This window comes from Metallumcola ferriviriculae, assembly GCF_035573695.1.
Classification (GTDB): Bacteria; Bacillota; JADQBR01; order JADQBR01; family JADQBR01; genus Metallumcola; species Metallumcola ferriviriculae.
In genome coordinates, this window is record NZ_CP121694.1 from 1,736,932 (window position 1) to 1,762,207 (window position 25,276).

16 protein-coding genes and 1 pseudogene are annotated in these 25,276 nt (G+C 39.8%); 16 read left to right on the forward strand and 1 reads right to left on the reverse strand.

What is annotated here, in order from left to right:
* Nucleotides 1-79 precede the first annotated feature (79 nt).
* From MFMK1_RS08745 to rhuM, 16 genes and pseudogenes are all read left to right on the forward strand, one after another.
* Nucleotides 80-1,690, forward strand: coding sequence for an IS1634 family transposase (locus tag MFMK1_RS08745; protein WP_366924185.1), 1,611 nt, complete (start codon nt 80-82; stop codon nt 1,688-1,690).
* Nucleotides 1,691-1,842: 152 nt separating this feature from the next.
* Nucleotides 1,843-2,085 carry a hypothetical protein gene (locus tag MFMK1_RS08750; RefSeq protein ID WP_366924730.1) on the forward strand — a complete coding sequence of 81 codons (243 nt, stop codon included), beginning with the start codon at nt 1,843-1,845 and terminating at the stop codon, nt 2,083-2,085.
* Nucleotides 2,085-2,312, forward strand: coding sequence for a DUF3791 domain-containing protein (locus MFMK1_RS08755; protein WP_366924731.1), 228 nt, complete (start codon nt 2,085-2,087; stop codon nt 2,310-2,312). Before MFMK1_RS08750 ends, MFMK1_RS08755 begins: the two co-directional genes overlap by 1 nt.
* Nucleotides 2,313-2,494: 182 nt before the next feature.
* Complete coding sequence (locus tag MFMK1_RS08760) at nt 2,495-3,073, forward strand: hypothetical protein (protein WP_366924732.1); 579 nt, start codon at nt 2,495-2,497, stop codon at nt 3,071-3,073.
* A gap of 83 nt (nt 3,074-3,156) precedes the next feature.
* Nucleotides 3,157-3,432, forward strand: a complete 276-nt coding sequence (locus MFMK1_RS08765; RefSeq protein ID WP_366924733.1) for a hypothetical protein — start codon at nt 3,157-3,159, stop codon at nt 3,430-3,432.
* Nucleotides 3,433-3,929: 497 nt separating this feature from the next.
* Nucleotides 3,930-4,163, forward strand: a complete 234-nt coding sequence (locus tag MFMK1_RS08770; protein WP_366924734.1) for a helix-turn-helix domain-containing protein — start codon at nt 3,930-3,932, stop codon at nt 4,161-4,163.
* Between the two features lie 40 nt (nt 4,164-4,203).
* Complete coding sequence (locus tag MFMK1_RS08775) at nt 4,204-4,806, forward strand: DUF1819 family protein (RefSeq protein ID WP_366924735.1); 603 nt, start codon at nt 4,204-4,206, stop codon at nt 4,804-4,806.
* Nucleotides 4,807-5,385 carry a DUF1788 domain-containing protein gene (locus MFMK1_RS08780; protein WP_366924736.1) on the forward strand — a complete coding sequence of 193 codons (579 nt, stop codon included), beginning with the start codon at nt 4,807-4,809 and terminating at the stop codon, nt 5,383-5,385.
* A gap of 11 nt (nt 5,386-5,396) precedes the next feature.
* Nucleotides 5,397-8,993: a BREX system P-loop protein BrxC gene (gene brxC, locus MFMK1_RS08785; protein ID WP_366924737.1), complete on the forward strand. Its 3,597-nt coding sequence runs from the start codon at nt 5,397-5,399 to the stop codon at nt 8,991-8,993.
* Between the two features lie 14 nt (nt 8,994-9,007).
* On the forward strand, nt 9,008-12,604 hold the full coding sequence (gene pglX, locus MFMK1_RS08790) for a BREX-1 system adenine-specific DNA-methyltransferase PglX (protein WP_366924738.1): 3,597 nt from the start codon (nt 9,008-9,010) through the stop codon (nt 12,602-12,604).
* Between the two features lie 12 nt (nt 12,605-12,616).
* Nucleotides 12,617-13,294: a hypothetical protein gene (locus tag MFMK1_RS08795; protein ID WP_366924739.1), complete on the forward strand. Its 678-nt coding sequence runs from the start codon at nt 12,617-12,619 to the stop codon at nt 13,292-13,294.
* A gap of 25 nt (nt 13,295-13,319) precedes the next feature.
* Nucleotides 13,320-15,854 (forward strand): BREX-1 system phosphatase PglZ type A, encoded by a 2,535-nt coding sequence (pglZ, locus tag MFMK1_RS08800; protein ID WP_366924740.1) that lies wholly within the window; start codon nt 13,320-13,322, stop codon nt 15,852-15,854.
* The gene (brxL, locus tag MFMK1_RS08805; RefSeq protein WP_366924741.1) at nt 15,855-17,993 is read left to right on the forward strand and encodes a protease Lon-related BREX system protein BrxL; all 2,139 of its coding nucleotides are present in this window, start codon (nt 15,855-15,857) and stop codon (nt 17,991-17,993) included.
* 267 nt (nt 17,994-18,260) lie between these two features.
* Nucleotides 18,261-19,355, forward strand: coding sequence for an AAA family ATPase (locus MFMK1_RS08810; RefSeq protein ID WP_366924742.1), 1,095 nt, complete (start codon nt 18,261-18,263; stop codon nt 19,353-19,355).
* Nucleotides 19,356-19,376: 21 nt separating this feature from the next.
* The gene (locus tag MFMK1_RS08815; RefSeq protein WP_366924743.1) at nt 19,377-21,734 is read left to right on the forward strand and encodes a S8 family peptidase; all 2,358 of its coding nucleotides are present in this window, start codon (nt 19,377-19,379) and stop codon (nt 21,732-21,734) included.
* 213 nt (nt 21,735-21,947) lie between these two features.
* Nucleotides 21,948-22,170: pseudogene (gene rhuM / locus MFMK1_RS08820) on the forward strand (RhuM family protein); the annotation flags it as partial.
* 55 nt (nt 22,171-22,225) lie between these two features.
* Here rhuM and MFMK1_RS08825 read toward each other — a convergent pair.
* A complete protein-coding gene (locus MFMK1_RS08825) occupies nt 22,226-25,267 on the reverse strand; it encodes a DNA polymerase III subunit alpha (protein ID WP_366924744.1) in 3,042 nt (1,013 codons plus the stop codon).
* Between the last annotated feature and the right edge of the window lie 9 nt (nt 25,268-25,276).

Consider the following 25,276-nt stretch of genomic DNA (forward strand, 5'->3'; position numbering starts at 1 on the left):
AACCTGGGCTTAATGCCATTTTTTACTTGTAGCCAACCTCGTATGTGTTATAATATACATAACGAGGAGGTGCAACTGAATGGCAGCCATCGTCTATCAGACAGATAAGCGATCAGGGATTACATACGCCTATGAATCCGTTTCTTACTGGGATAAGGACAAGCAGCAATCCCGGGCAAAAAGGACGCTCATCGGCCGGGTAGACAATGAAACCAAAGAGATAGTCCCGACAGACGGCAGAGGCCGGAAAAAGAAAGAAGTGCCTGCGCCTCTCCAAAGAGGCCCTGTCCCATCTATTCAAACATCAAGGTCCTTCTACGGAGCAACGTATCTGCTGGACGCTATTGGTGAAAAGCTCAGCATTACCGAGGATTTGAAACACTGTTTTCCAAGTATTTATTGGCAAATTCTTTCGATTGTGTATTACCTGATTCTTGAGGATAAAAACCCCCTCTATCGTTTTGAAAAATGGAGCAGCTTACATAAGCATCCTTACGGTAAGAACATAACCTCCCAGCGAAGCAGCGAACTCTTCACATCCATCACCGAAGAAGCAAAGAACAAATTCTTTCAGCTGCAAGGGAAACGGCGGACAGAAAAGGAGTTCTGGGCATATGACATTACTTCCATCTCCAGCTATTCTGAACATCTACGCCAAGTGCAATACGGCAAGAATAAAGAGAGCGATCCACTGGCTCAACTGAACCTGGCGTTAGTGTTCGGTGAAAGGTCCAACCTTCCTTTTTATTACCGCAAACTGGCTGGAAACATTCCTGATTCCAAAACAATTAAGAATTTACTTGCTGATTTGGATGTCCTTGGTTTTTCCAAAGTGAAGCTGGTTATGGACAGAGGCTTCTATAGTCAAGATAATATCAATGCCCTCTTTAAAGAACACTTGAAATTCCTGATCTCCGTAAAAATATCCCTCGCTTTTATCAGGAAAGAATTGGACCTCATCTACGATAAGTTTCGTATATTTGAACACTATAGCGAGAAATACGAGCTGTATTGCCATACAGTACAGACTAATTGGCTTTATACACAGTACCGTCCGTATAAAGGGGACACCCTCTCAGAACCCAGGCGCATCTACATTCACTATTATTACAACATTGATAAAGCAGCTGAAGACGAAAAAGCCTTTGACCGAAAGTTAATCGCACTGCGCCATGAACTGGAGTCAGGTAAGAGGGTTCCTGAACATGAAAACCTCTATAAAAAGTATTTCGAGACGAAAACTACGCCAAAACGAGGGACAAAGGTCACCGCCAATGAACATGCCGTTACTAAAGCAAAACGGTATTATGGATTCTTTGCCCTTTTGACTAATGAAAAAATGGATGCCATTACCGCGCTGGAGCTCTACCGCAATAAGGATGTGGTTGAAAAAGCATTTGGCAACCTTAAGGAACGACTGAACATGCGCCGCACATTGGTTTCCTCGGAGCAAAGCCTTGACGGTAAACTTTTTGTAGAGTTTGTGGCTCTCATCTATCTTTCTTACATCAAAAAGCAGATGCAGGAGACGGATTTATTCAAAAGTTATACCTTGCAGAGTGCCCTAGATAAACTTGACGTCATCGAATGTTTTGAAGCGCCAGGGCAAAAACTGCGTGTTGGTGAGCTTCTTGAGAAACAGAAGGAGATCTATATAGGCTTGGGCGTTGCTCCACCCTCCTCGTTATGAGTAGGCGGGAATCCAGGTTTAACACGGGAAGAAACGATAAAGAGGTTAAAGATTCGTAAATTATATAATCAAGTGACTTTTTGCACCGAAAAAGCATTATCCTATTTACGTTATATTGGTCAGTTAGATATTGAGAAGGAGGATGTTATTTGATGAGTGAAACGAAAGAATTTCAAGCCGTTTTACAGGTGATTGTTTCCCGCCTAGCACAACTGATAGCTAAAGAGATAAATATATCTCATAAAGATGCATTAGAACGCCTTTATTCATCTAAACTATATGAAAAGTTGGAGCAAGAGGAAACGAAGGTTTGGCATTTAAGTGTACCGACTCTTTATAGTTTGTATGTTGAAGAACAAGAGACAGGGAAAATTAAATTTCCGGAGGAGGCATAATGATGGAGGGCAAATTAGATTTTTTGGTATATTGCATTGAAAGCTATAAAAATGCCCAAGGTCTTAAAGGCAAAGAAGCTATAGAGCTTTTTAAAAAATACCGTGTTTTTGATTATATTAATGCTAGTTATGAGGCTCTCCATACCACTGGAAAAGAATATATTATAGAAGATCTTAATATTTATATCAAGGCGAGAGAGAAAGTTGACTCAGGAGTTGTGCAATAATTACTAAGAAAGTCGAAAAAAAGAATACGGATTAAGGAAAAGAAGGAGAAATTAGAAAAGTAATGAATTTATTAAAGTTGTGGCAGATAATTACTAGATAGACATTGGTGCCATTATATGATTGGCAGGTAGAAGGAGCACTTAACTTTACAATAACTTTGAAATGAAAGAGGAATTTACAAATGGCAAAGTGTGTATTTTGTAGTAAAAAAGCAAAGAGATCATGCCCTGCATTACAGCAGGAAATTTGCCCGTTTTGTTGCGGAAGCAAGAGAGGTAATGAAATTGAATGCACTTTAGATTGCAGCATATACAAGAAAGGTATACTAAAAGATAATGAGAAAGCAGTAATGAAGCGTGCTAGGGCATCATTTAATAATGAATATGATGATTTGTTCAAACGACAAGGGATTCCAGAAACGGCAGGACCGTTAGAAGAATTTATATTCATAAACTATTACCGGGATTTTAGAGTCGATGATAATGATATTCTCAATTGCTATATAAAGATATACTATATACTGCAAGGACAAGATCATCTTTATACCCTTGATGATTATGAAGTGGATATTTTTAAAAAGTTTCTTGATGTAGCTAGAGAAAATGATATATCTCCTAAATTGCAGAAAGTAATGATCCTTAGATTAATAAAATCAATTGAGCAGGTATCAGGTGGGAGATTTGGCCGTCGTAATTACTTGGAAATGTTAAGAGGAATGTTAACACAAACTGGTAGAATGGGAGAACTTTTTAAAGATTGAAGGGGATTATTGCCAAGAAGTGCCGCGCCTAACACCAACTTATCAACCACCATGACTGGTGACACAAAGGGGAATGAATTCCCATGGTAGATAGGGAAGTGATTTATACAATCATGGAGACCGGTGCAGCGGCGGATAGCGCTGCCGGTGGTGTGGCGGTGGCACAGGGCCAACCGGGAATTGATAAGAGTACCGCGACGGAGAATGATGCAGGTCAAACCACTGCCAGGGAGGACGAAAGTGCAGACGCTGACAGCAGTGATAACCAAGATGCTTCCAAGGGCAGCGGCAGCATGCCGTTTATCGCCGGCGGTGTAGTATTGTTGGGTGGACTTGCCTTCTTTTTGAAAAAGAAATAAATTGAAAAACCCATCGATAATCTATGCGCTTAGTATCAAGTATGCTTCCATCCATGTACGGAACGTTAAATGGCGTATGTTGGATGCAACGTGTAGATAAGAAGTAGAAAAAGGAAAGCATTAGAAATAGGGTAAATTGCCACCTGCTACAGAACTGTGAGCGGGTGGTTTTTTGTTTTTTTGAGCGAGTCAAGTACGTTGTAAAGTGACATGGGGGGAGGAGTCAAGCAGATTAGTATTTAGGAAAAATGGGTATTTTTTCTTTGAGGAAACAGGGCTACTGTACGAAATATAGAAGTGCACAATTAGTAGATAAATATGAAGGAAATTATCTACTGATTAAAGTAAATTAAAAAAGCTCAAGCGAGTAATGGAAGCATAATAATCTTTTGCTTAAGAATTAATCGCAAATATCTATATTTTTTTGCTAGAATATGGGAATTGTTGTGATATACTATTTTATGAGTAATCCTATCTAAATAATCGAGGTGTTCCCGATGAATGTATCCTATAACAAGTTATTTAAACTGCTTATTGACAAAGGTATGAAGAAAACTGAATTGCGCAAGGTTACTGGGATTAGTCCTAACACCTTGACTAAGCTGTCGAATAACGAGTACGTGTCTATGGAAGTGCTGGTGAAGATTTGCCGGGCTCTAAATTGTAATGTTGGAGATATTGTTGAAGTCATTCACAGTCCTGATAATGGGACCGTTAATACTATAAAATAGAATTGGAAGATTATAAGATTTATAGGAGGAAAAAACAGATATGAAACGCAAAGAATATAGCGCAGGAATGGTCAAGCTTTCGTTCTGGTTTTCCGAATTCCGCAAGGTAATTCAGCTGCTGAACAATGGAAAGACCTTACCTGAACTCAAGAAGATGAATTTAGAAGAAAATATCTTTTCTGCACCAACGAAGGCAAGGGCAATCCAGATTTTCAATACGGTATCTACTCGTGTGAAGTGCTTGGATCACTCTTTTTTTATATTGTTTGAACAAAGCGATATCCTAAATCAGAAAATAATCGCACTCGCTGCAGTGATGGAAAGCGACAGTTTGTTCTTTGATTTTGTTTATGAAGTTTATCGCGAAAAGCTGATCATCGGAGTTGATGAATTGGCAGATAGTGATTTTGGTATCTTCTTTAAAAATAAGCAATTGCAAAGTGAAAAAGTTGCGAAATGGACTGATTACACATTGAAGCGATTGGGTAACTGCTATAAGACGATGCTTATGGAAGCCGGTGTGTTGGAGAGAGCGACTGGAACCCGAAAGATCTTAAAACCAATTTTAGATAAAACTCTGGAAGATTGTCTTAAGGCAAACGGTATGGAAATAACACTCAATGCGTTGACGGGGGTGAGATAGATGGACAGTTTGGAAGAACGGCTCGATACTGCGGAGCGCATGATAAAAGCCGAAAGTTTCAGGCAGAATAAAGGGCTTGGAAATGAAGTCGGGTATTATGTCTTTGATTACCCAGCGGAGAAAGAACTGGTCGTTCGAGAACGCATTGAATATATGAAGGGCAAAAACTCTAGAGGTACCGATGGGTTTGAACTTGTTGTCTTTGATCTGTACGATATCATTATTGATATTTTGGAAGAGGAAGATTTTATGGATCAGTGCTTCAAGTTCGAAAAGAAAAACGGCATGGAACGGATCATCAAGGCCGTTGGAAACCTCCTGCAAATCAATGATGAAGGCAGTATGATTGTAAAATATGTTCAAGAACGTACACCAATAGATGCAGTTGTGTTTCTGGTGGGTATCGGCAAATGTTATCCAATACTCCGCTCCCATAAGGTTTTAAATAATATGCATCAAGTCATTGACAGCGTTCCTGTGGTGCTGTTTTATCCCGGAAAGTATGATGGTCAGGAATTGGTGCTGTTTTCAACAATAAAAGACGACAATTATTACAGAGCATTCAAGCTCGTAGATTAAGGGGGGGAGATATGTTAATTAAAGGTATGTTTGCAAAGCCGATTGACAGAGATATTAAAGGTGTCATCAAAGTTGGCCAGGCAGATGATGAAAACATTCGACAGGAACTGGAAGAATATGTTGTGACACGAGAATTGCAAAAACACTTTGCAGATTTTTTTGGAAGTTATAAAAAAGGGATTAACGGTCGTACTGATAAAATGGGCGTTTGGATTTCAGGCTTCTTTGGAAGTGGTAAATCGCATTTCTTAAAGATCCTGTCTTATCTACTGGAGAACAAAGAGGTGAATGGCAAGAAGGCCATTGATTATTTTGTGGATGATCAAAAAATTGCCGATCCGATGGTTCTTGCAGACATGAAATTGGCTGCCAGTATTCCAACAGATGTGATCCTGTTTAACATTGATTCAAAGAGCGAAATGTCTGGCAAACAATCCAAAGACGCAATTGTTTCCGTTTTTCTGAAAGTCTTTAATGAAATGCAAGGATTCTGTGGCTCCATACCTTTTCTTGCTGATTTGGAAAGACAGCTAACTGAACGAGGGCGATATGAAGAATTCAAAAAGTTGTTTGAAGAAGAATTCGGTAAAACTTGGGTAGAATCCAGAAATAAGTTTGACTTTATTCAGGATACCATCGTTGATGTGCTTGAAAAAATGAGATTTATGAGTGAAACAGCAGCGAGGAATTGGTGCGAGAAAGCAACCGAAACCTATAACATCAGCATCGAAAACTTCGCCAAGCTTGTGAAGGAGTATATTGACCGCAAAGGCGGCAACCATCATGTGGTTTTCTTAGTCGATGAAATTGGCCAGTACATAGGCGATGACTCAAAACTGATGCTGAATCTTCAAACTGTGACGGAGGACTTAGGGACTGCCTGTCATGGCAAGGCTTGGGTGGTCGTGACGAGTCAGCAAGATATTGATGCAATCGCAAAGGATATGGGACTTCGCAGCAACGATTTTTCCAAGATCCAAGGACGTTTTGATACTAGGCTTTCGTTGTCATCAGCTAATGTGGATGAAGTTATTAAGAAAAGAATTTTAGCTAAAACAACCACTGCAGAGCAAACACTGAGACTGCTCTATGAGCAAAAATTAACCATCATCAAGAACTTGATTGTTTTCAACGATGGCGTTGAAAAAAAACTTTATGCAAATGATCAGGATTTTGCTTTGGTTTATCCTTTTGTGCCTTATCAGTTCAACCTACTTGCTAGTGTACTAACTTCCATAAGAACCCATGGAGCATCCGGAAAGCATTTATCTGAAGGGGAGCGTTCCATGCTTGCCTTGTTCAAAGAATCTGCCATGAAACTGATGGATAAAGAGCATGGGGCAATGATACCTTTCAATGTATTTTACGATGCTCTTCACCAGTTCTTAGATCATAGCCACAAGGGGGTTATTACAAGAGCTGCAGATAATAGCCACATCAATCCTGATCACGAAGAGGATTGTTTTAATGTCAATGTCTTAAAAACCCTCTTTATGATCAAATACGTCAAAGAGATTACAGCTAACATTGATAATATCACCAGCCTGATGATCTCTGATATTGACACCGATCGGATTGCCTTGAAAAAGCAGGTTGAAGGAGCTCTTGAAGTTCTTGTCAATCAGAGACTGGTCCAGAAGAATGGTGACATTTATGTCTTCCTAACTGATGAAGAGCAGGAAATTAATCGCGAAATTGAAAGTCAGAATGTTGAAATGGCTGAGGTTATAAGCAAGGTTTCCGAGCTAATTTTTGAAGACATTTTCAGAGATAAAAAATACCGCTATCCTGCCTTTAATGGACGCTACAGTTGTGCCTTTAACCAGCTAGTAGACGATAGACCATATAAGGCCAACCAGAACAATGATATTGGTGTGCGTATACTTACGCCAAGCTCTGATTACGGCGAGGATGAGATCACTCTTCGTATGATGTCGGGACAGGGCAAGGAAGTTCTTGTTGTACTGCCCAATGACTCGGCGTTTTTGAGCGAGCTTAGGAGCGCATTGAAAATAGAAAAATACTTGCGACTTACCACTTCGAATAAACTGGCAAAGTTTGAGCAAATCAAAGAATCAAAGAAGGTAGAAATGCGGGAAAGAAACGGAAATGCCAAGCTTTTTCTTGCGGAGTCCATGAAGAATGCGGATATCTATGTGAATGGCGATAAAGCGCAGATTGGTTCAAAGGAAGTGTCGTCACGCATTAACGATGCTCTCGGACGATTAGTATCCACTGTTTATCATAAACTTGCCTATATTGATACTGCGATGGATGAAGCTAATATTCGGGCATTGTTTAAGACTTCAAACCAGCAGTCATTAACCCTTGAAGGTGGAAAAGAAGCTAATGTTCATGCTCTGCATGACGTACTTAGCTATATTGCCAGTAATTCATCCATGCATACGAAGACTTCCATGAAAAGCATTATGGATCGCTTCATGAAAGCACCTTATGGTTTTGTTGAAGATGACGTGGAATGGATGGTTGCTAAGCTATTTAAAAATGGCGATATTTCTTTTACCATTAATGGTGGCAGCGTTACATTACTCAATAAGACCGAAGAAGAAATCATTCGTTATATTACAAAAAAAGAATACGTTGAAAAGCTCCTTACTGAACGTCGGGTAAGTGCAGATCCTATACAGAAAAAGTCTGTTCGAGAAGTAATGAAAGAATTATTTGGTGTGTCCAGTGTGAATGACGACGATGATTCCATGATGCAATCCTTCCAGAGTTACAGCAAGAATATCATCAATGAGCTGGAGAAATTTGAAATTATCTATAACAGTCAGATGCTGCCGGGCAAGAAAACAGTGGCAACGGGTAAGGGGTTACTACGGGCTATTGTTCAGATTCAATCACCTACTGAATTCTTCAAGAAAATTCACTCTGATCAGGATGATTTTCTTGATTTTGCCGAAGATTATGAGCCTGTAAAAGCTTTCTTTGCCGGTGAACAGAAAAAGATCTTTGAACGTGCTTTAAGGTTGGTAAAAATCTACGATGAAAGTAAGACCTTTATTGTTGATGAAAAGGTTGAAGAGTATGTTGGTGCGGTGAAGGCCATTCTTAAAAAGGATGCCCCATACAGCGATATCCCAAAACTTCCTGAGCTGTTGGATCAATTCTCCGATGCCTATATGCATGTTTTATCAACTATGGAGGTTCCGATACTTGAAGCCATAGCTGATGCTAAAAAGAGAGTGTTTGAAGTCCTTGACACCAAGTCCTATAAGGCAGAGTTCGGTGAACGTTATATCAAGCTGTTTAAGGAGATTCATGACAAAGCTACTCATTGCAACAATGTGGCAACGCTGCAGAACATTAAAGTAGAAGCGGATGCATTAAAAGTTAGGTTGCTCAACGAAATGACCAAAATGGATGAGAAAGTAGCTGAAGAACAAACCCCATACGGCGGTGGTACTCCGGGCTCCAAACCTCAGCCTAAGCCAAAGAAGAGAAAGAGCATTAGCATTAAGACCGTCAGCCTCACTTCAACCTGGCAGATAGAGACAGCACAAGATGTAGATAAGTATATGGCTGTATTAAAAGACCAGATATTAAAAGAGCTGGATGAGGATACCGTTATAAATATTGAGTTCTAAAGGAGAAGCTGACAATGAATAAAACAGCGATAAAAAGTTTTGCCATATGGGCAAGAAATAAGCTCATTGCAGATATAACTTATAAAGCTGGTCTGCTTGGAATTACAGAGAAAGAAATTAAGAATTCTCTCCCACAGTCCACTGAAACAGTCCAGTTTTTTGATATTGGAACAAAGGAGCCCTACTCTATTTCAGGTGTAGAAATAGAGCAGCGCAAAAAGCTGATTGAGGAAGTTCAACGTAAAGCCAATCAATCCGATTATAAGACAGCCTATAAAAGCGTGGTTGAAGAAGTGGCCTACACTTGGTTTAATCGGTTGATTGCTATACGCTTTATGGAAGTGAATAATTACCTTCCCACGCGTATGCGTGTATTGTCTTCAGAAAGCAGCAACAAAGCTGAACCGGATTTGGTTACCCATCCAATGGATGTAGATTTCGATTATACTCCTTATGAGAAAGACCGCATTATGCAGTTGAAACATGATAACAAGTTGGATGAGCTTTTTCGTATGCTATTCATCAAGCAGTGCAATGCTCTAAATGCCATTTTGCCGGAACTTTTTGAGAAAACCAGTGACTATACCGAGCTGCTATTAAATGTTTCTTTTACAGATCAGGATGGAGTGGTTTATCATTTGGTTAATGACATTCTGGAGGATGATTTCAATGTGTCAAAAAAAGGTCAGGTTGAGATTATTGGCTGGATGTATCAGTATTACAATACTGAACCAAAGGATGAGACCTTTGCCTTATTAAAAAAGAATGTAAAGATTACGAAGGAACGTATTCCTGCTGCTACCCAGCTATTTACTCCAGACTGGATTGTCCGCTATATGGTTGAGAATAGCCTAGGCCGTTTATGGCTGGAAGGCCATCCAAATGACACTTTGAAATCGGAATGGAAGTATTATCTGGATGAGGCAGAACAGGAAGCTGATGTTCAAAAACAGCTGGATGAGATTCGAGAAGAATATAAAAAAATTAAGCCAGAGGATATCACGGTCATTGATCCCTGCATGGGTAGTGGACATATTTTGGTATATGCATTTGATGTATTGATAAAGATTTATGAAAGTTATGGGTATAGCCAACGAGACGCTGCTAAGAGTATTATAGAAAACAACTTATTTGGTTTGGATATCGATAATCGAGCATATCAACTTGCCTATTTTGCTGTGATGATGAAGGCAAGGCAGTATAACCGTCGTATTTTAAACGGTAAAACTACCTGTTACGTTTATTCCATACAGGAGAGCAATAGTATTAACCGTAGCCAGTTGAATTACTTTGGATCTGGTATAAGCGAGATGAAAAAAAATACAGCCATGCTTCAGATGCATGGTTTGCTGGATAATTTTATTGATGCCAAGGAATATGGATCCATTCTCAACGTGGATAACTACGATTGGCAGCTGCTTCATCAGTTTATTGAAAATATAGATGCGAGCGGGCAGATGACAATGGATAACATTGGTATAGATATTACCAAGGAACGATTACGGCTCTTAGTTGAAATTGGTGAAGTAATGGATCAGAAATATGATGTGGTTGTGACGAATCCGCCATACATGGGAAGCAAGGGATTGAATGGTAAACTTACTTCTTATATTCAGGATCATTTTGCGGTGGGAAAAGGCGACATTTATGCAGCTTTTTTGCTTAAATGCATTAAATGGGCAAAACCAGCCGCCTTGCTTGCATTTATAACGCCGTATGTATGGCTTTATTTATCAAGTTTCATGGGTTTGAGACGTAATTTGATTTCAGATTCGAGTCTAATGTCTTTAGTCCAATTGGAGTACAATGCTTTTGAAGTTGCTTGTGTTCCAGTTTGCACTTTTACAATGCGTAAGACTAAATTAGATTATACCGGCAGATATATTCAGCTTGCACAGTTTAAAGGTTGGGAAAATCAAGAAATTCAAACACTAAAAGCTATTAATGATTTTTCCCTAGATTACTGTTATGAGACACGTCAATCAAATTTTGAAAAAATAGCGGGATCTCCGATTGCATATTGGCTCAGTAAAAGCATGTATGCTGTTTTCGAGAATGCGAGACCACTAAAGGATTTTGGATATCCACGTCAAGGCATGGCAACAGCTGATAATGGTCGTTTTATGCGTAAATGGTATGAAGTTGCTGTAACGAACATTGATTTTAATTGCAGAGGAAATGAGTATACCTATAAAAAATGGTATCCTCATAGTAAAGGAGGCTCAGTAAGGCGTTGGTATGGTAACAATGAATATATTATAAATTGGAAGAATAATGGTATGGAGATTAGAGATTATAGAAAAGCAGTGGTTAGAAACCCAGATTATTATTTTCGTCAAGGAATAACATGGTCAGATTTAACGATTAGTTGGTTTAGTGCAAGGTATGTACCAGATGGATTTACCTTTGATAGCGCTGGGCCTACGTTTTTTCCTCATTTTGAAGAAGATATAAAATACATTTGTGGATACTTTAACAGTTGGGTTTTTCAAGAGTTTTTAAATATTAGTTGCCAAGGTATGCATTACAGCAATGGTATTATAGCTGAACTTCCTATTATTGTCTGTGATAATAACTATGATAAACAGCAAATTGAAACCATAGTTGATAAATGTATTGAAATATCAAAAAAAGATTGGGATGAAGATGAAAAAAGTTGGGACTTTAAAAAAGATGTATTGATTAGTAACGACAGAGATAATAATGTGTTTATTTCCAAATTACTTTTGAAATATAAAAAAGAAAAATTAAAGCTTATCCATGTAATTTCAGCTAACGAAAATAAAATTAATGAGCTATTTGCTGGTATCTTCAAGATGGATGATATAACACCATCCAAAGGAATTTGTTCAACAGCAATTCAATTGAAAAATGAAAAAAGCCTTATAGTTAATCTTATTTCCTATGCAGTAGGCTGTATGTTTGGTCGGTACAGCCTTGATGTCGATGGTTTAATCTATGCTGGCGGCAAATGGGACGGTAGCAAATACAACACCTTTATCCCGGACAAGGACAATATTATACCTATCACCGATGAGGAATACTTCGAGGATGATGTGGTGGGTTTATTCTGTGCTTTCTTGAAGAAGACTTTTGGTACAGATACACTAGAAGAAAATCTAGATTTCATCGCAAAAGCTCTGGGTAATAAAGGCAATAGTTCACGCGAAATCATCCGGAATTACTTTTTGAAGGGCTTTTTCAAAGACCATTGCAAAATTTATCAGAAAAGACCTATTTATTGGATGTTTGACAGCGGAAAAGCAGACGGCTTTAAGGCGCTTGTCTATATGCACCGATATAATGAAAACACCATTGGTAATCTACGTATCGACTACTTACACCGGATGCAGCGCAGCTATGATAACGAAATCTCCAGAATGCAGGAGACCATAGAAAACAGCAAAGATGCCCGTGAAGCTACCGCTGCTTCAAAACGAAAAGAAAAGCTTTTAAAGCAGCTTAAGGAAACTAAGGAATATGATGAGAAAATTGCTCATCTTGCACTTGCCCGTATTGCCATTGATTTGGATGATGGCGTGAAGGTTAACTATGAAAAAGTTCAGACTGATACGGATGGCAAGAAACTAGAAGTTCTGGCGAAGATCTAGGGGGAATTCTTAATGGAATACGATGTGAAATTTCCTGATATGGCAAATTACGATATTAAAAAACCTGGTGAAATGGCTCTCTACCATGCGCATTGTGATTTTATGCCTTTTAGAAGTGTTATTGAAACAACACAGGTGTCATTATCTGCAATGAGGGAGTATTATCATGAACATACCGAAAAAGCACGAGAAGTGGGCGACTATGTCACCGAAGAATGGGCTATGACAAGTGGGATGTTGTATACTGCTCGAGCGATCCCGCTATCATATTATTCTCTTGTGCTTGTTATGGTTTCGCTACTTGAAGAAGCATTTAATACCTTATGTCGTGCGTATTGCATAATTAATAAATATCAAATTGTGCAAAAAGATATGGCGGGACAAGGTTTAGAAAGGGCAGTAAACTATCTTGAAAAGGTTGCCAGTGTAAGAGGAATTAAATCAGATACGCAATGGGAGTATGTCAAAACCATTAGGGATGCTCGTAATATGGTTGTTCATAATGGCGGTCGTGTTACTGGAAAAAAAGATGCGTACAAAAAGTTCGGTTTCTATTTGCATGAAGAAGATAGTCGGCTTGACTTTGAACATGATGATATTGTTCGCATGTATGAAGCAATTATGGAGTTTATTGATCGGGTTTTTAGAATGGAACCTTCCAATGAAATGATAGGAGCAATATCGGAGTAGCGGTTAGTACAAGAGAGGGGAAATTATGGCTGAATTAAACCTCAAACAAATAACAGATAAGCTAAATGCCGAATATACAGGAGAATCCAGAAAACTCGTGTTCTGGTATGATGACAAAGCAGAGTTTGGTGAAGATATTGATACACTGGAACTGGCAAATGCCAAGGTACATCACTTGGAGAAGGATAACCAGTTCTATACAAAATGCCTTCTGGAGCGGAAAGATAAAACAACAAATTATTTGATTTATGCACCATTCCCACGTCCGCATGTAAGGGATAACCATCTGGAGGATACGTTGCTTTATTCCAAGCAATTTTTTGCAGATCGCGCATCCTTGCTTGCGGTGGACCTTGGAATTGATTCTAAGTACAAACCGGTCATTCAGAAATATATTAAGTTCTTTAGAGCCAAAGATCGTACCCAGAGATTCTACGATTTGGAGCTTGAGAATTTCACCAGAGAAAGCATTGAAGTGGCCCTGATGAGTGTTCTTTGTAAAACTAGGACAGCCTTTTTTGATGAGGTTGTTCGCGTTGTCTTAACAGATGATGGCCTTGAAGAGAATAAGTTCCTTGCTGAGTTTGAAAAATACGATCTGCTATCTGCCTTTTGGAGACTATGTGAGGAGCAATTTGGGTATGCAGACGTGAAGCCGACCCTTGAGAAGCTTGTAGTTACTATGTTTGTGACTTACACAGAACGATATGTTCATGGTGAGCTGCCTCAGGCATGGAAAAGTTTTGTATCTTATAAGTCAGGCAACATTATTGCATTTCTTGATAACCTCATGAACAATGTTTTGTATCGGGGGAAATATGATAAACTCTCAGCCTACGTAGCTAATGGGCTAAATGCTGACTCTGCTTTTGAAAATTATAGCCCGGAAGATTTGATAGCCTGTGATACTTTTGAGATTATAGATAAGTTTATTATCAGCTGGGTGAATGAAAGACTTTTGAATGAGGATATTGGTGCGAAACTGAATGACCTCTCAATACCTGCTGTTTGTCAGGAACGTTGCAAAAAGCATTTTGGAGAAAGCTTTAAAGTTCAGTATCTGTTATTGGAAAATGCCTATTATGTGATTTTGGCAGCTAAGTATCATGGTAGAGAAAGCTTAAAAGAAACCGTAAATCAGTACCTTGCTTCCGACTGCATGATCGATAGCCAGTATCGAAATTTCTATTACAACTATGATCAGTTAAACGAAAACTTATCTTTTGAAAAACTTCGAGAACTGGTTGAGAATATCTATTCCAATGAATATCTGTCCAAGATGATTTACAATTGGAATGCTTCTATGGAGGCAGGAAATATGCTTTCGGTTCTTCCATTACAGAGAAACTTCTATAATAAATTTATTCGTTCAAGCAAAGATCGGGTCGTTGTCATTATATCTGATGCCATGCGATACGAAGTGGGGCGAGCACTTTATATGAAATTGCAGAACGATGAAAAATGCACCGCTAAGCTGGATGCTATGATGGGAGTGCTACCTTCTTATACTAGGCTTGGAATGGGGGCTTTGCTCCCTCATAAGACATTGGAATTAACAGATGACAACAAGGTTATGGTTGACGGAATGCCTTGTGACTCTTTGAAGCAGCGTGAAACAATTCTTAATACTTATGAATCTAACAGCCGTTGCATTCAATTTGATGATGTAAAAACCATGAAAAAAGCCGCACTGAGGGAAATCTTTACCGGTATGGATATTGTCTACATTTATCACAACCAAATCGATGCCCGTGGAGATAAACTTAATACGGAAAATGAAATATTCATTGCCTGCCAAGAGGCCATTGAAGAAATATTTGCATTGGTCAAGCGTCTTGCTGTTAGCGCAAATACCTATCATTTTATCGTAACAGCAGACCATGGCTTTATCTATAAGCGCGACAAATTGCAAGAAAGCGATAAGATTATCAATGCAGCGGATAAGGATGCCTATGTTAATCGACGCTTCGTTGTTTCGGGAAATGCACTTCAGGGAGCTGGAATTGTCTCTATCCCTATGGGTAAAATTCTCGATAACTCTGACCATAAAGTGGTTTCAGTCCCTGTTAGCTCAAACGTGTTCAAGGTAGCAGGAGGCGGCCAGAATTTTGTTCATGGCGGTTCTTCACCACAGGAACTGATTCTACCGGTGATAGATGTGAAGATTGAAAAAGGCCATATGGATACCCGTCCAGCCCAAATCATGCTGGTAAGCATGGTGCAGAAAATTACGAACCTGATTTCATCTTTGGATTTCATTCAATCAGAACCTATCAGCGATGTGGTCAAGGAGACCAGCTATAAAGTTTTCTTTATCTCTGAAAACAATGAGAAAATATCCAATGAGTGTATCTATGTTGCAGACAAAAAGGATGTTGATCCCGCAAAGAGAATCTTTAGGTTGAAATTTAACTTTAAGAATAAGCCGTATGATAAGGCCAAAAGATACTATCTCGTGGCTTACGATGAAAAAAATGATTTTGAGATCCTTCGCCATGACATAGTAATGGATATTGCTTTTGCCGATGATTTTGGATTCGGTATAAGGAGGGGTGGATAGATGGATGAAAGGGAAATTAACGATAAAGAAATTGAAATAGAAGAATTTCAGGATGACTTCGATGAAATAGAGTTTAGTGACGAGACGTCTGTAGAATCAATACTGTCGGACAATTATCTTAATGATAAGCTGAATGAAGTATTTGCTGGGAAGATTGTGCGAAAAGATCTGACAAAGAAGATCAAAGAAGGGGCTAATGTACCTGTATATGTTCTTGAGTATCTTCTGGGAATGTACTGCGCAACAACGGATGAAGAATCAATTGCTGACGGTGTAAAAACCGTAAAAAGTATTCTAACCGAGAATTTTGTGCGCCCGGATGAAGCACAAAAAATTATATCCAAGCTGAGGGAAAGAGGGAGCTATACTGTCATCGATAAAGTAGCGGTAAAGCTTAATTTCAAGCAGGATATTTATGAGGCTGAGTTCTCCAATTTGGGGATAAAGAATGTGCCGATTTCGGAAAAATACGCCTCGGACTTTGAACGATTGCTCTGTGGAGGCATATGGTGCATTGTTCAATTGGAATATTTCTATGATGAGGCTGATAAAAATAGATGCCCTTTTATTATAAGAAAGCTCACCCCTGTTCAAATGCCCAATCTCGACTTAAGTGAAGTCTTAAAGGGTCGAGAGCAGTTTACAAAAGATGAGTGGATTGATGTAATCCTTCGCTCTGTGGGGATGGAGCCATCAAAGTTTTCAAAGAGAGTGAAATTGCTACTCCTTGCTAGAATGATCCCTCTTGTAGAAAATAACTTCAATTTATGTGAGCTTGGCCCTCGAGGTACTGGAAAGTCACATGTTTATAAAGAAATTTCCCCAAACAGCATTTTGGTTTCAGGCGGGCAGACAACGGTAGCGAATTTATTTTATAACATGTCCAACAAGACAGTGGGACTTGTTGGCATGTGGGATTGTGTAGCTTTTGATGAAGTTGCAGGTATTACCTTCAAGGATAAAGACGGCATTCAAATCATGAAGGACTATATGGCTTCAGGTTCTTTTTCAAGAGGGAAAGAAGAAAAAAATGCGTCTGCATCTATGGTGTTTGTCGGAAATATAAACCAAAATGTGGATGTTCTTTTGAAAACATCACATTTGTTTGATCCGTTCCCTGAAGCAATGGCCTATGACAGCGCATTTTTTGATAGAATGCATTGTTATATACCAGGCTGGGAAGTGCCAAAATATAGGCCTGAATTTTTTACGAATGATTATGGGTTTATAACCGACTACCTATCGGAATTCTTACGTGAACTGAGGAAGTCGTCTTATGCTGATGCTTTTGATAGGTTCTTTAAGCTTGGTAACAATTTAAACCAGCGTGATGTCATCGCAGTAAGAAAAATGGTTTCCGGCCTCATTAAATTGATTTATCCAAATGGCAAATATGAAAAGGCTGAGGTTGAAGAAATCCTTAGGTTTTCACTAGAAAGCCGAAGGCGAGTTAAAGAGCAGCTTAAAAAAATTGGTGGAATGGAATTCTACGACGTTAACTTCTCATACATAGATAATGAGAGCTTTGGGGAAGAGTTCGTGCCAGTTCCTGAGCAAGGAGGTGGGAAACTGATCCCTGAAGGACTACACAAGCCTGGTCAAGTCTATACAGTAAGTCGAGGCAAGTCGGGTATGATAGGCGTATTCAAGTTGGAAATAGAAATGGTAACAGGCTCAGGGAAATTTGAGCGTACCGGGATTGGTTCTGATAGAGAAGCGAAAGAGTCTATTGATACTGCTTATAGATATCTGAAAGCGAACAGTAAAAATATAAGCGGTACAATCAGTACAGCAACAAAAGATTATTTAATGCATTTTCAGGATCTGAACGGCATTGGTATTACAAATCAATTGGCCTTGTCTGCCTTAGTGGCTTTATGTTCGGCTGCTTTGCACAAACCAGTCATAAGCAGCCTGGCGATTATTGGAAGTATAAGCATTGGTGGTTCGATTATCAAAGTTGAAGAACTGGCTAATGTATTGCAAGTTTGTCTAGATAGCGGAGCAAAAAAAGTACTACTGCCAATTACATCTACTGTGGACATGATTACTGTGCCACCTGAGCTGATGGGAAAATTCAGCCTTATATTCTATCAGTCCCCGGAAGATGCAGTATTTAAGGCATTGGGCGTGGAGTAAAAGAGCAATTTTGCGAGTATTAAAAATTAAAAAGCTTATCGTGGATAATGAGAATTTACTAAGTGGCTAGTTAGTATCTAGTTACTTAGTATTTTTTATGTTGGAGCGTAATTGTTCATTTGAATGAATACCGAATGAAAATAACGATAAATGGAATATAAATAACGAATAGTGGCATAATCATAACAAAAAATGCAATATATATAACAAAACATTGACATAAATAACATATTAGGATAAGATATTAGTGTCTGGAGGAATGATGAAATGTACACAGAAATCGTTAAGATAATAGAAGGCGGAATAATTGGAGATAAGGAGAAGGTTTATAACTACGCGCAAGTTTTAGCGGACAATCTGGAAAACTCGGGGGATGTTTCCTTATCAAAAAAAATACGGTCCCTGTTGGTGAATAAAAAAACAAGAATGGCTTCTTTAGATGAGTTTTCTACCAAGCCCGTAGATACGGAAAGTCGTATGGATATAGTGGACATATTTATTCCAGATAAAACATTTGAGGAACCCATCTTGAAACAATATATTCATGATGAGATTGAAGAGTTTATCCATAGCTATGAACAAAGAGATGAAATTTTAAGAGCTGGGATTGAAATGGTCAGCTCGCTTCTTTTATATGGCCCCCCAGGCTGCGGAAAAACAACAGTTGCAAAGTTTGTTTCCTATAAAACGGGGTTGCCCCTTGTAACGGTGAGGTTAGATGGACTAGTTTCATCACTTCTCGGAAGTACGGCAAAGAATATTAGGAAGATATTTGATTATGCTTCCAAGAGAGATTGTATTTTATTTTTAGATGAATTTGATGTAGTTGCAAAGCTTAGAGATGATAAACATGAGCTGGGAGAATTGAAGAGAGTGGTAAATAGCCTGCTACAAAACATCGATGATTTCAGTCAGAATAGCATTCTAATAGCTGCAACAAATCATCATGAACTGTTGGATCCGGCTGTGTGGCGAAGATTCTCCAAAATAATAACTTTAGAGAAGCCAAATAAAGATGAAATCATGCTGCTGGTAAAATCTTTTATTAAAAACTCTAATAGTAATGTCATAGAAAACGAGAAAAAACTAGGTCTGCTAGCATCGGCTTTTGACGGTATTAGCCATGCGGATGTGAAGACTGTTGTTAACAATGCCATTAAGAAAGCGATTATCAATAAAAAAATAGTGACCCACAATTGGGATTTGCTCAATGAAGTATATTTATATAGGAATCATAAAATCATAAGTGACAGCGACTTCATAAAGTTTTTACTACAGTATGGCGTGACACAAAAGGAAGCAAGTGATAACTTTAATTACTCAATAAGAAAGGTGCGAGATGTAGCAAAATTAACTGATTGAATATGAGGGGTGGTGTGTTAAATGGCAAATGAAAGATTACCGATTAAGTTTTTTGCAAAAAGAGAAGTTGATAATATGCGAGTGGAGGCCGGTGGCGGCGGTGAGCCTCCAAAGTTTATTCTTGGCGAAGAAGACCTCTATATAAAAGCAAGGGCTTTCGTGAGCGTTGTTGAAACATTCAAGGAAGAAGTCGCTAAGAAAGAAAGATCTAATTCTTTGATTCCTGTTGTCTTTAAGACAAAAATCATCGATGATGCAGCAGCTAAAACACATAGGCGCGAAGTAAGTAATTTATTTAGAGTTGGAGCAGATAACAATATTCTAGGTTTGGCTGAAGCGGATGAAATCATTATTAAGCTAGACGACTCAAGAGAAACAGAGAAGATCATTGATAGGCTTAAAAACACACAGAGATACGCTCACGCACTTTCATGCATTGATAGCATTTCAGACTTTAAGCCGATTGTTTATAAGAGTGAAAGCCAAGAACCCGTGGATTACAAAGTCATACTGATCAACTTTCAAAACTATGAGCAAAATACTGCCATTAGAAATTACTTCGAAAGATCTATGGTTCAATTGGGACTTGATGTGAAAAAGACAAATTACACCGCTGATCATGTGATTTATAACATTCAATCAGTCAAGTTAGATGAATTTCAAACAATCATGAGAAACGAAGCTTTTGAAGCAATTTTTTCTATACAACCAATGCCAAAGTATACAGTATCTTTAGATATGGAAGATGATGAAGCTACGATTAATATCACCGCTCCAAAAGAGGGGAAAAAGTATACGACTGTTGGTATTTTGGATAACGGCATAGCAGATATTCCACACCTGAAACCTTGGTTGGCAGAAGAGCGATATACGGCATATCCGGAACCGTATGTAAAGAAAAATCATGGTACATTTGTATCGGGTGTTGTCGTTTACGGTGATCATCTTGAAGATGAAGAGTGGGTTGGTACAGAGGGTGTTAAAATTCTAGATGCTTGTGTTTATCCAGATACAGATAAAGAGGGCATTGAAGAGGATGAGCTGATTAGAAACATTCAGGAAGCGGTCAAAGCCCACCATGAAGAGGTTAAAGTTTGGAATTTATCAATAAGCATTGTTGCTGAGGTTGATGAATTTAGCTTTTCTGATTTTGCTATTGCATTGGATGCTTTACAGGACGAATATGGCGTTTTGATTTGTAAGTCAGCAGGAAATTGTAAAAATTTTAAGACAGGCCATCCAAAGGGCAAGGTTCATCAAGGGGCAGATAGTGTAAGATCAATTGTCGTTGGTTCTATCGCTCATAAGAAAGCAGCTACAGATATCGCTGATGTAGATAACCCGTCTCCATTTACCCGTGTAGGAAGAGGGCCATCTTATATTATAAAACCAGAGATTGTACATTATGGCGGAAATGCTGGTGTAGATTCTCATGGGAATATATTGACAACGGGAATAAAATCCTTTGGTTTGGATGGTGCAATATGTCAATCCGCTGGGACAAGCTATTCAACACCTCGTGTGGCAGCACTTGCTGCAGGTCTATATCAAGAAATGGAAGAAGAATTTGATCCACTTCTCTTAAAAGCTTTAATGGTTCATTCTGCCAGCTATTCCGAGAACTTGAGTGTCCCAATTACTGAAAGAGTTAATCAGGTAGGTTTTGGAAAACCTCAAACTGTAAGGGAGATTCTATTTAATTCACCGAATGAAGTGACACTTATACTTCGAGATGAGATAGCCAAGGGGGAGTATATCGATATGATGGATTTCCCTATGCCTGACTGCCTTGTGGATGGAGATTACTTTACTGGACAGATTGTTGTAACACTTGTATATAATCCAATTTTAGATTCAACTCAAAGAGCTGAGTATTGTCAGTCTAACGTGGATATTAAGATGGGTACTTTTGATGCCAAAAAGGATCGTGATACGACAAAAAGAAATATCCTCAATCCGGTGGGGAGAGACGGTTCTCAGAATGTACTTCTTGAAGATTATTACAGTAAACGGAAAATGAGAAGCAACACTGATGAGTTTGCGCTGAAAGAGAGACTCCTGATAAAATATGGGGACAAGTATTATCCGGTCAAAAAATATGCTGTGAATTTATCTGAAATGACTGATTCCAACCAATTGAAGTATCTAACCAAAGATAAGAATTGGTATTTGTATATCAAAGGGTTATTCAGAGACCATATTGAAATCAAATCACAGCAAGAAGGGACAACTCCGAGCCAAGAGTTTTGCTTGATAGTAACCATAAAAGATCCAACAGGAACTAAACCTGTATATGATGAAGTAAATCAAAAGCTAAATGAATATAACTTCTGGCATAATAATATTAAACTTCATACAGATGTTACAGTTCGCATCTAATGTAAAAAATCCATCAAAAGTAAAAATAGCTTGATGTTTTTTGTCTCCATAGGCATATATAAAGGGATAACTGCTTTGGCGGCAGCACTGCAACAAATGCTGCGGTGGAAATTGATGCGGGTCAAACCACTGTAGGGAGGACAAAAGTGCCGCTGCTGACGTAATGTGCACAAATTCAGATAAACCTGTTGCGTTTTGTAGCTTGGATGATCATATGCCACAAGTATAGATTATGATCCAAATACTGAAACCTCAACACTATTCTTTAAAACTGTACAGAATAAGATGCATTATCCAGCCCATGGACATACAGCAGCAGAAATAATCTATCGTAGAGCAAATGCTGAGGAGACTTTCATGGGCATGACTGCATTTGAGGGGAAAAAGCCGAAAAAAATCAGATGCCTCTATCGTCAAGAATTATTTAAAAGAAGAGGCCCAGACAAAGCTGATGTGCCAGAATGAGAGTAGGTAGGTTTACTGATATAAACCTAATTCTTAGCTAATGGTGCTGCATGCTGTAAAATCAGACAGTTATCCGACCAGGTGCCGGTGACTGTCAATACCGGGTGGGATTGACCAAAAATCAGCTGGCCGAATCGTTGGTACTGTCTTTCGAACATAGTTACATCCAGCAGGCCGAATTCATCTTCCAAAGAGAAGAACACCGTAATTCTCCCACTTCTAGTCGGGGGCCGGTGGGGATTTATCACTTTGCCGGCCACGGTCAACGATGCCTGAGGGGAGTCTTTTGCTGCTGCGGTGGACATAATTCTTTTTTTATTGAGCATTGTCCGAAAACGTGCCATGTAATGCTGCCTGACATCCATGCCCAAGATATCTCTTTCCCAATCCAATTTTTCTGTAAAGCTAAAATCAGGGATGTTCTGATCAAACTGAGTAGCAGTAAATAAGCCGTCTTGTCGGACCAATTCTGCCAACTGCCAGAGGAGCTGCCGGCGGTTGGGGTAGAGAGCGTCAAAGGCGCCGCAGAGTATTAGATTTTCCGTCACCGGCCGGGACGCTTTTGCTCGGTGGCAGAAATCTGCCGGCGAAGAAAAGGCTTTTTCCTGACGGGCGGTGAGGATGTTAGCAAGGCTCTTTTTATCCATTTGATGTACCTTTGCCAATGAGATACGGATGCTGGTATCTTCCACGGTAAATTTATCCGTACTGATGTTTATATCCGGCAGCTTCAAGCCGATGCCTCGCCGACGGACTTCTTGGGCAATAGTGTCCGGGCTATAATAGCCCATAGGATAGTTGCTTAATACGGCGGCAAAAAATTCTGCCGGGTGGTGTCGTGTGAGGTAGGCAGTCTTATAAGCGGTGTTGGCAAAAGCTGCCGCATGAGCTTCGCAAAAACCGTAGCTTGCATAACCCATGATGTAGGAATAGATTGTTTCTGCCGTAGTACGGTCAATACCTTTGTCAACTGCTTTATCAATAAATTCTTGGCCTATTGCTGCCATTTCCTCATGGGAGCGGGCATGGCTCATAACTCTTCTGAGACGGTCTGCGTCACCGGGAGTAAAGCCGGCAATAGCGGTAGCAATTTCTATTACCTGCTCCTGGAAGAGTACTACACCATAAGTTTTTTCCAGAATTGGTTTTAGCTTTGGATGGAGATAAGATACTGACTCCTGCCCCAAACGTCGGCGGATAAAAGGGTCCACCATATTACCTTTGATGGGTCCTGGGCGAATTAGCGCTAAACTGGCTACGATATCCTCCATATTTTCAGCCCCTAATTTTCGCTGTAGGGAACGTTGGGCCGGGCTTTCCAATTGGAATATACCGATAGTGTTACCGGAATTCAACAGGGAAAATGTTTCCTTGTCGTTTAATGGGATAGTTTCGTAATCAAAATGCTGATTTTTTTGACGGATATTTACTGCTGCGTCTTCCACGGCAGACATGGTTCTTAAAGAAAGTAAATCAAGCTTAAGTAGCCCCAGGCTCTCAACACCATCTTTATCAAATTGGGTAATAATCGCACCCTTGGCGGACTGCTGCAGGGGGGTAATGTTAGTTAATGGCTCGCTGCTCACCACCAGGCCGCCTAGATGGGTACCCGGAAAACGGGGAAAGCCTGCTGCTTCGCCGCAGTAGTGCAGTAATTGCCGGTATGGTCTAGGGTCTAATTCGCGTAATTCCGGCAGGTTCTGCCATACTGAGTTGATTTGGTCAGCGTGAACGTGTGGTAATCTTTTGGCTAAAGTGTCAATCATTGTTTCGGGTATCTCCAATGCTTTACCCAAATCCCTGACCGCCGAGCGAGCATGATAGGTATTAAAGGTACAAACACTGGCAACATTGTCCTCGCCGTAAGTATCAAATACATAAGCAGCCACCTTATCTCGGTAGCGGGCATCAATGTCCAGGTCAATGTCCGGTTGTTCTGCTCGTTCCATACTTAAAAATCGTTCGAATAGGAGATTACGGTTAAAAGCGTCTACTTCTGTCAGCCCTAGGCAGTAAGCAACCACGGAATCTGCTGCCGAGCCACGCCCCGCAAAACGAATATTTTCCTTCCGGGCATAGCGAGTCACATCCCATACCAGCAGGAAGTACTCGCAAAAGCCGAGAGCGGAAATTATCTTTAACTCATGGTTTAGCCGCTGAATTAATTTTTGGCTGACTTGGCCATAACGCCGCTGCGCACCGGAGAAAGTCAACTGCCGTAAAGTCTTAATAGGACTGCTTCCTGCTAAAGAGGGGACCTGGGGGATTTTTGCTTTTTGCCCGCTAAAAACCGGCTGGCAGCGGTGGGCGATTTCCACCGTGTTAGCTGCGGCTTGGGGGTAGTCATGAAAAAGTTCAACCATGGCAGTAGCATTTTTTAAATAATACTCACCATGAAGGTGCCGCTCAGGGTGAACTGAGTTAAGGGTAGTCAGGGTGCGCACACAGGTTAATAGGTCCTGGAGTTGAAAACGCTGCTTTCTGTGGTAGTGCACATTATTGCTGGCCGTCATTTTAATGTCTAATTCTGCTGCCAGTTGGGCTAAATGCCGGTTTAATGATATGCTGCCCGGTAGCAGCGGGGCCTCTAATTCCAGATAAAAACTGTCCCGGCCAAAGATACGGCAGTAGCGTTGGGCAGCTAGCTTTGCTTCCTGAAAGCGTCCTTTGAGAATAAACTTAGGGATTTCCCCCTGACGGCAAGCGGAAAGGGCAATAACATCATTACATTCAGTTAAACTATCCCAAGAAGCGATGGGGTTACCCCGGGGCGAATTTAGATAAGCCTTGGTAAGCAGTGCACAAAGATTGGCATAGCCATTGGGGTTTTTGGCCAGTAATACCAGGTGGTATCCACCGGGGGTGCTGATTTCTACTCCCTGGATAGGCTTAATACCGGCAGCGCGCGCCTCCTTAAAGAAAAAGGCCGCTGCCGACACATTGTTATGGTCTGTAATGGCCAGAGCGGGCATATCGAAAGAAGCAGCAGTACTTACAAGTTCCTTAATACTGCTGGCGCCGTCCAAGAATGAAAAGTTACTGTGGCAATGCAAATGGATAAAAGACATGGTACCCTC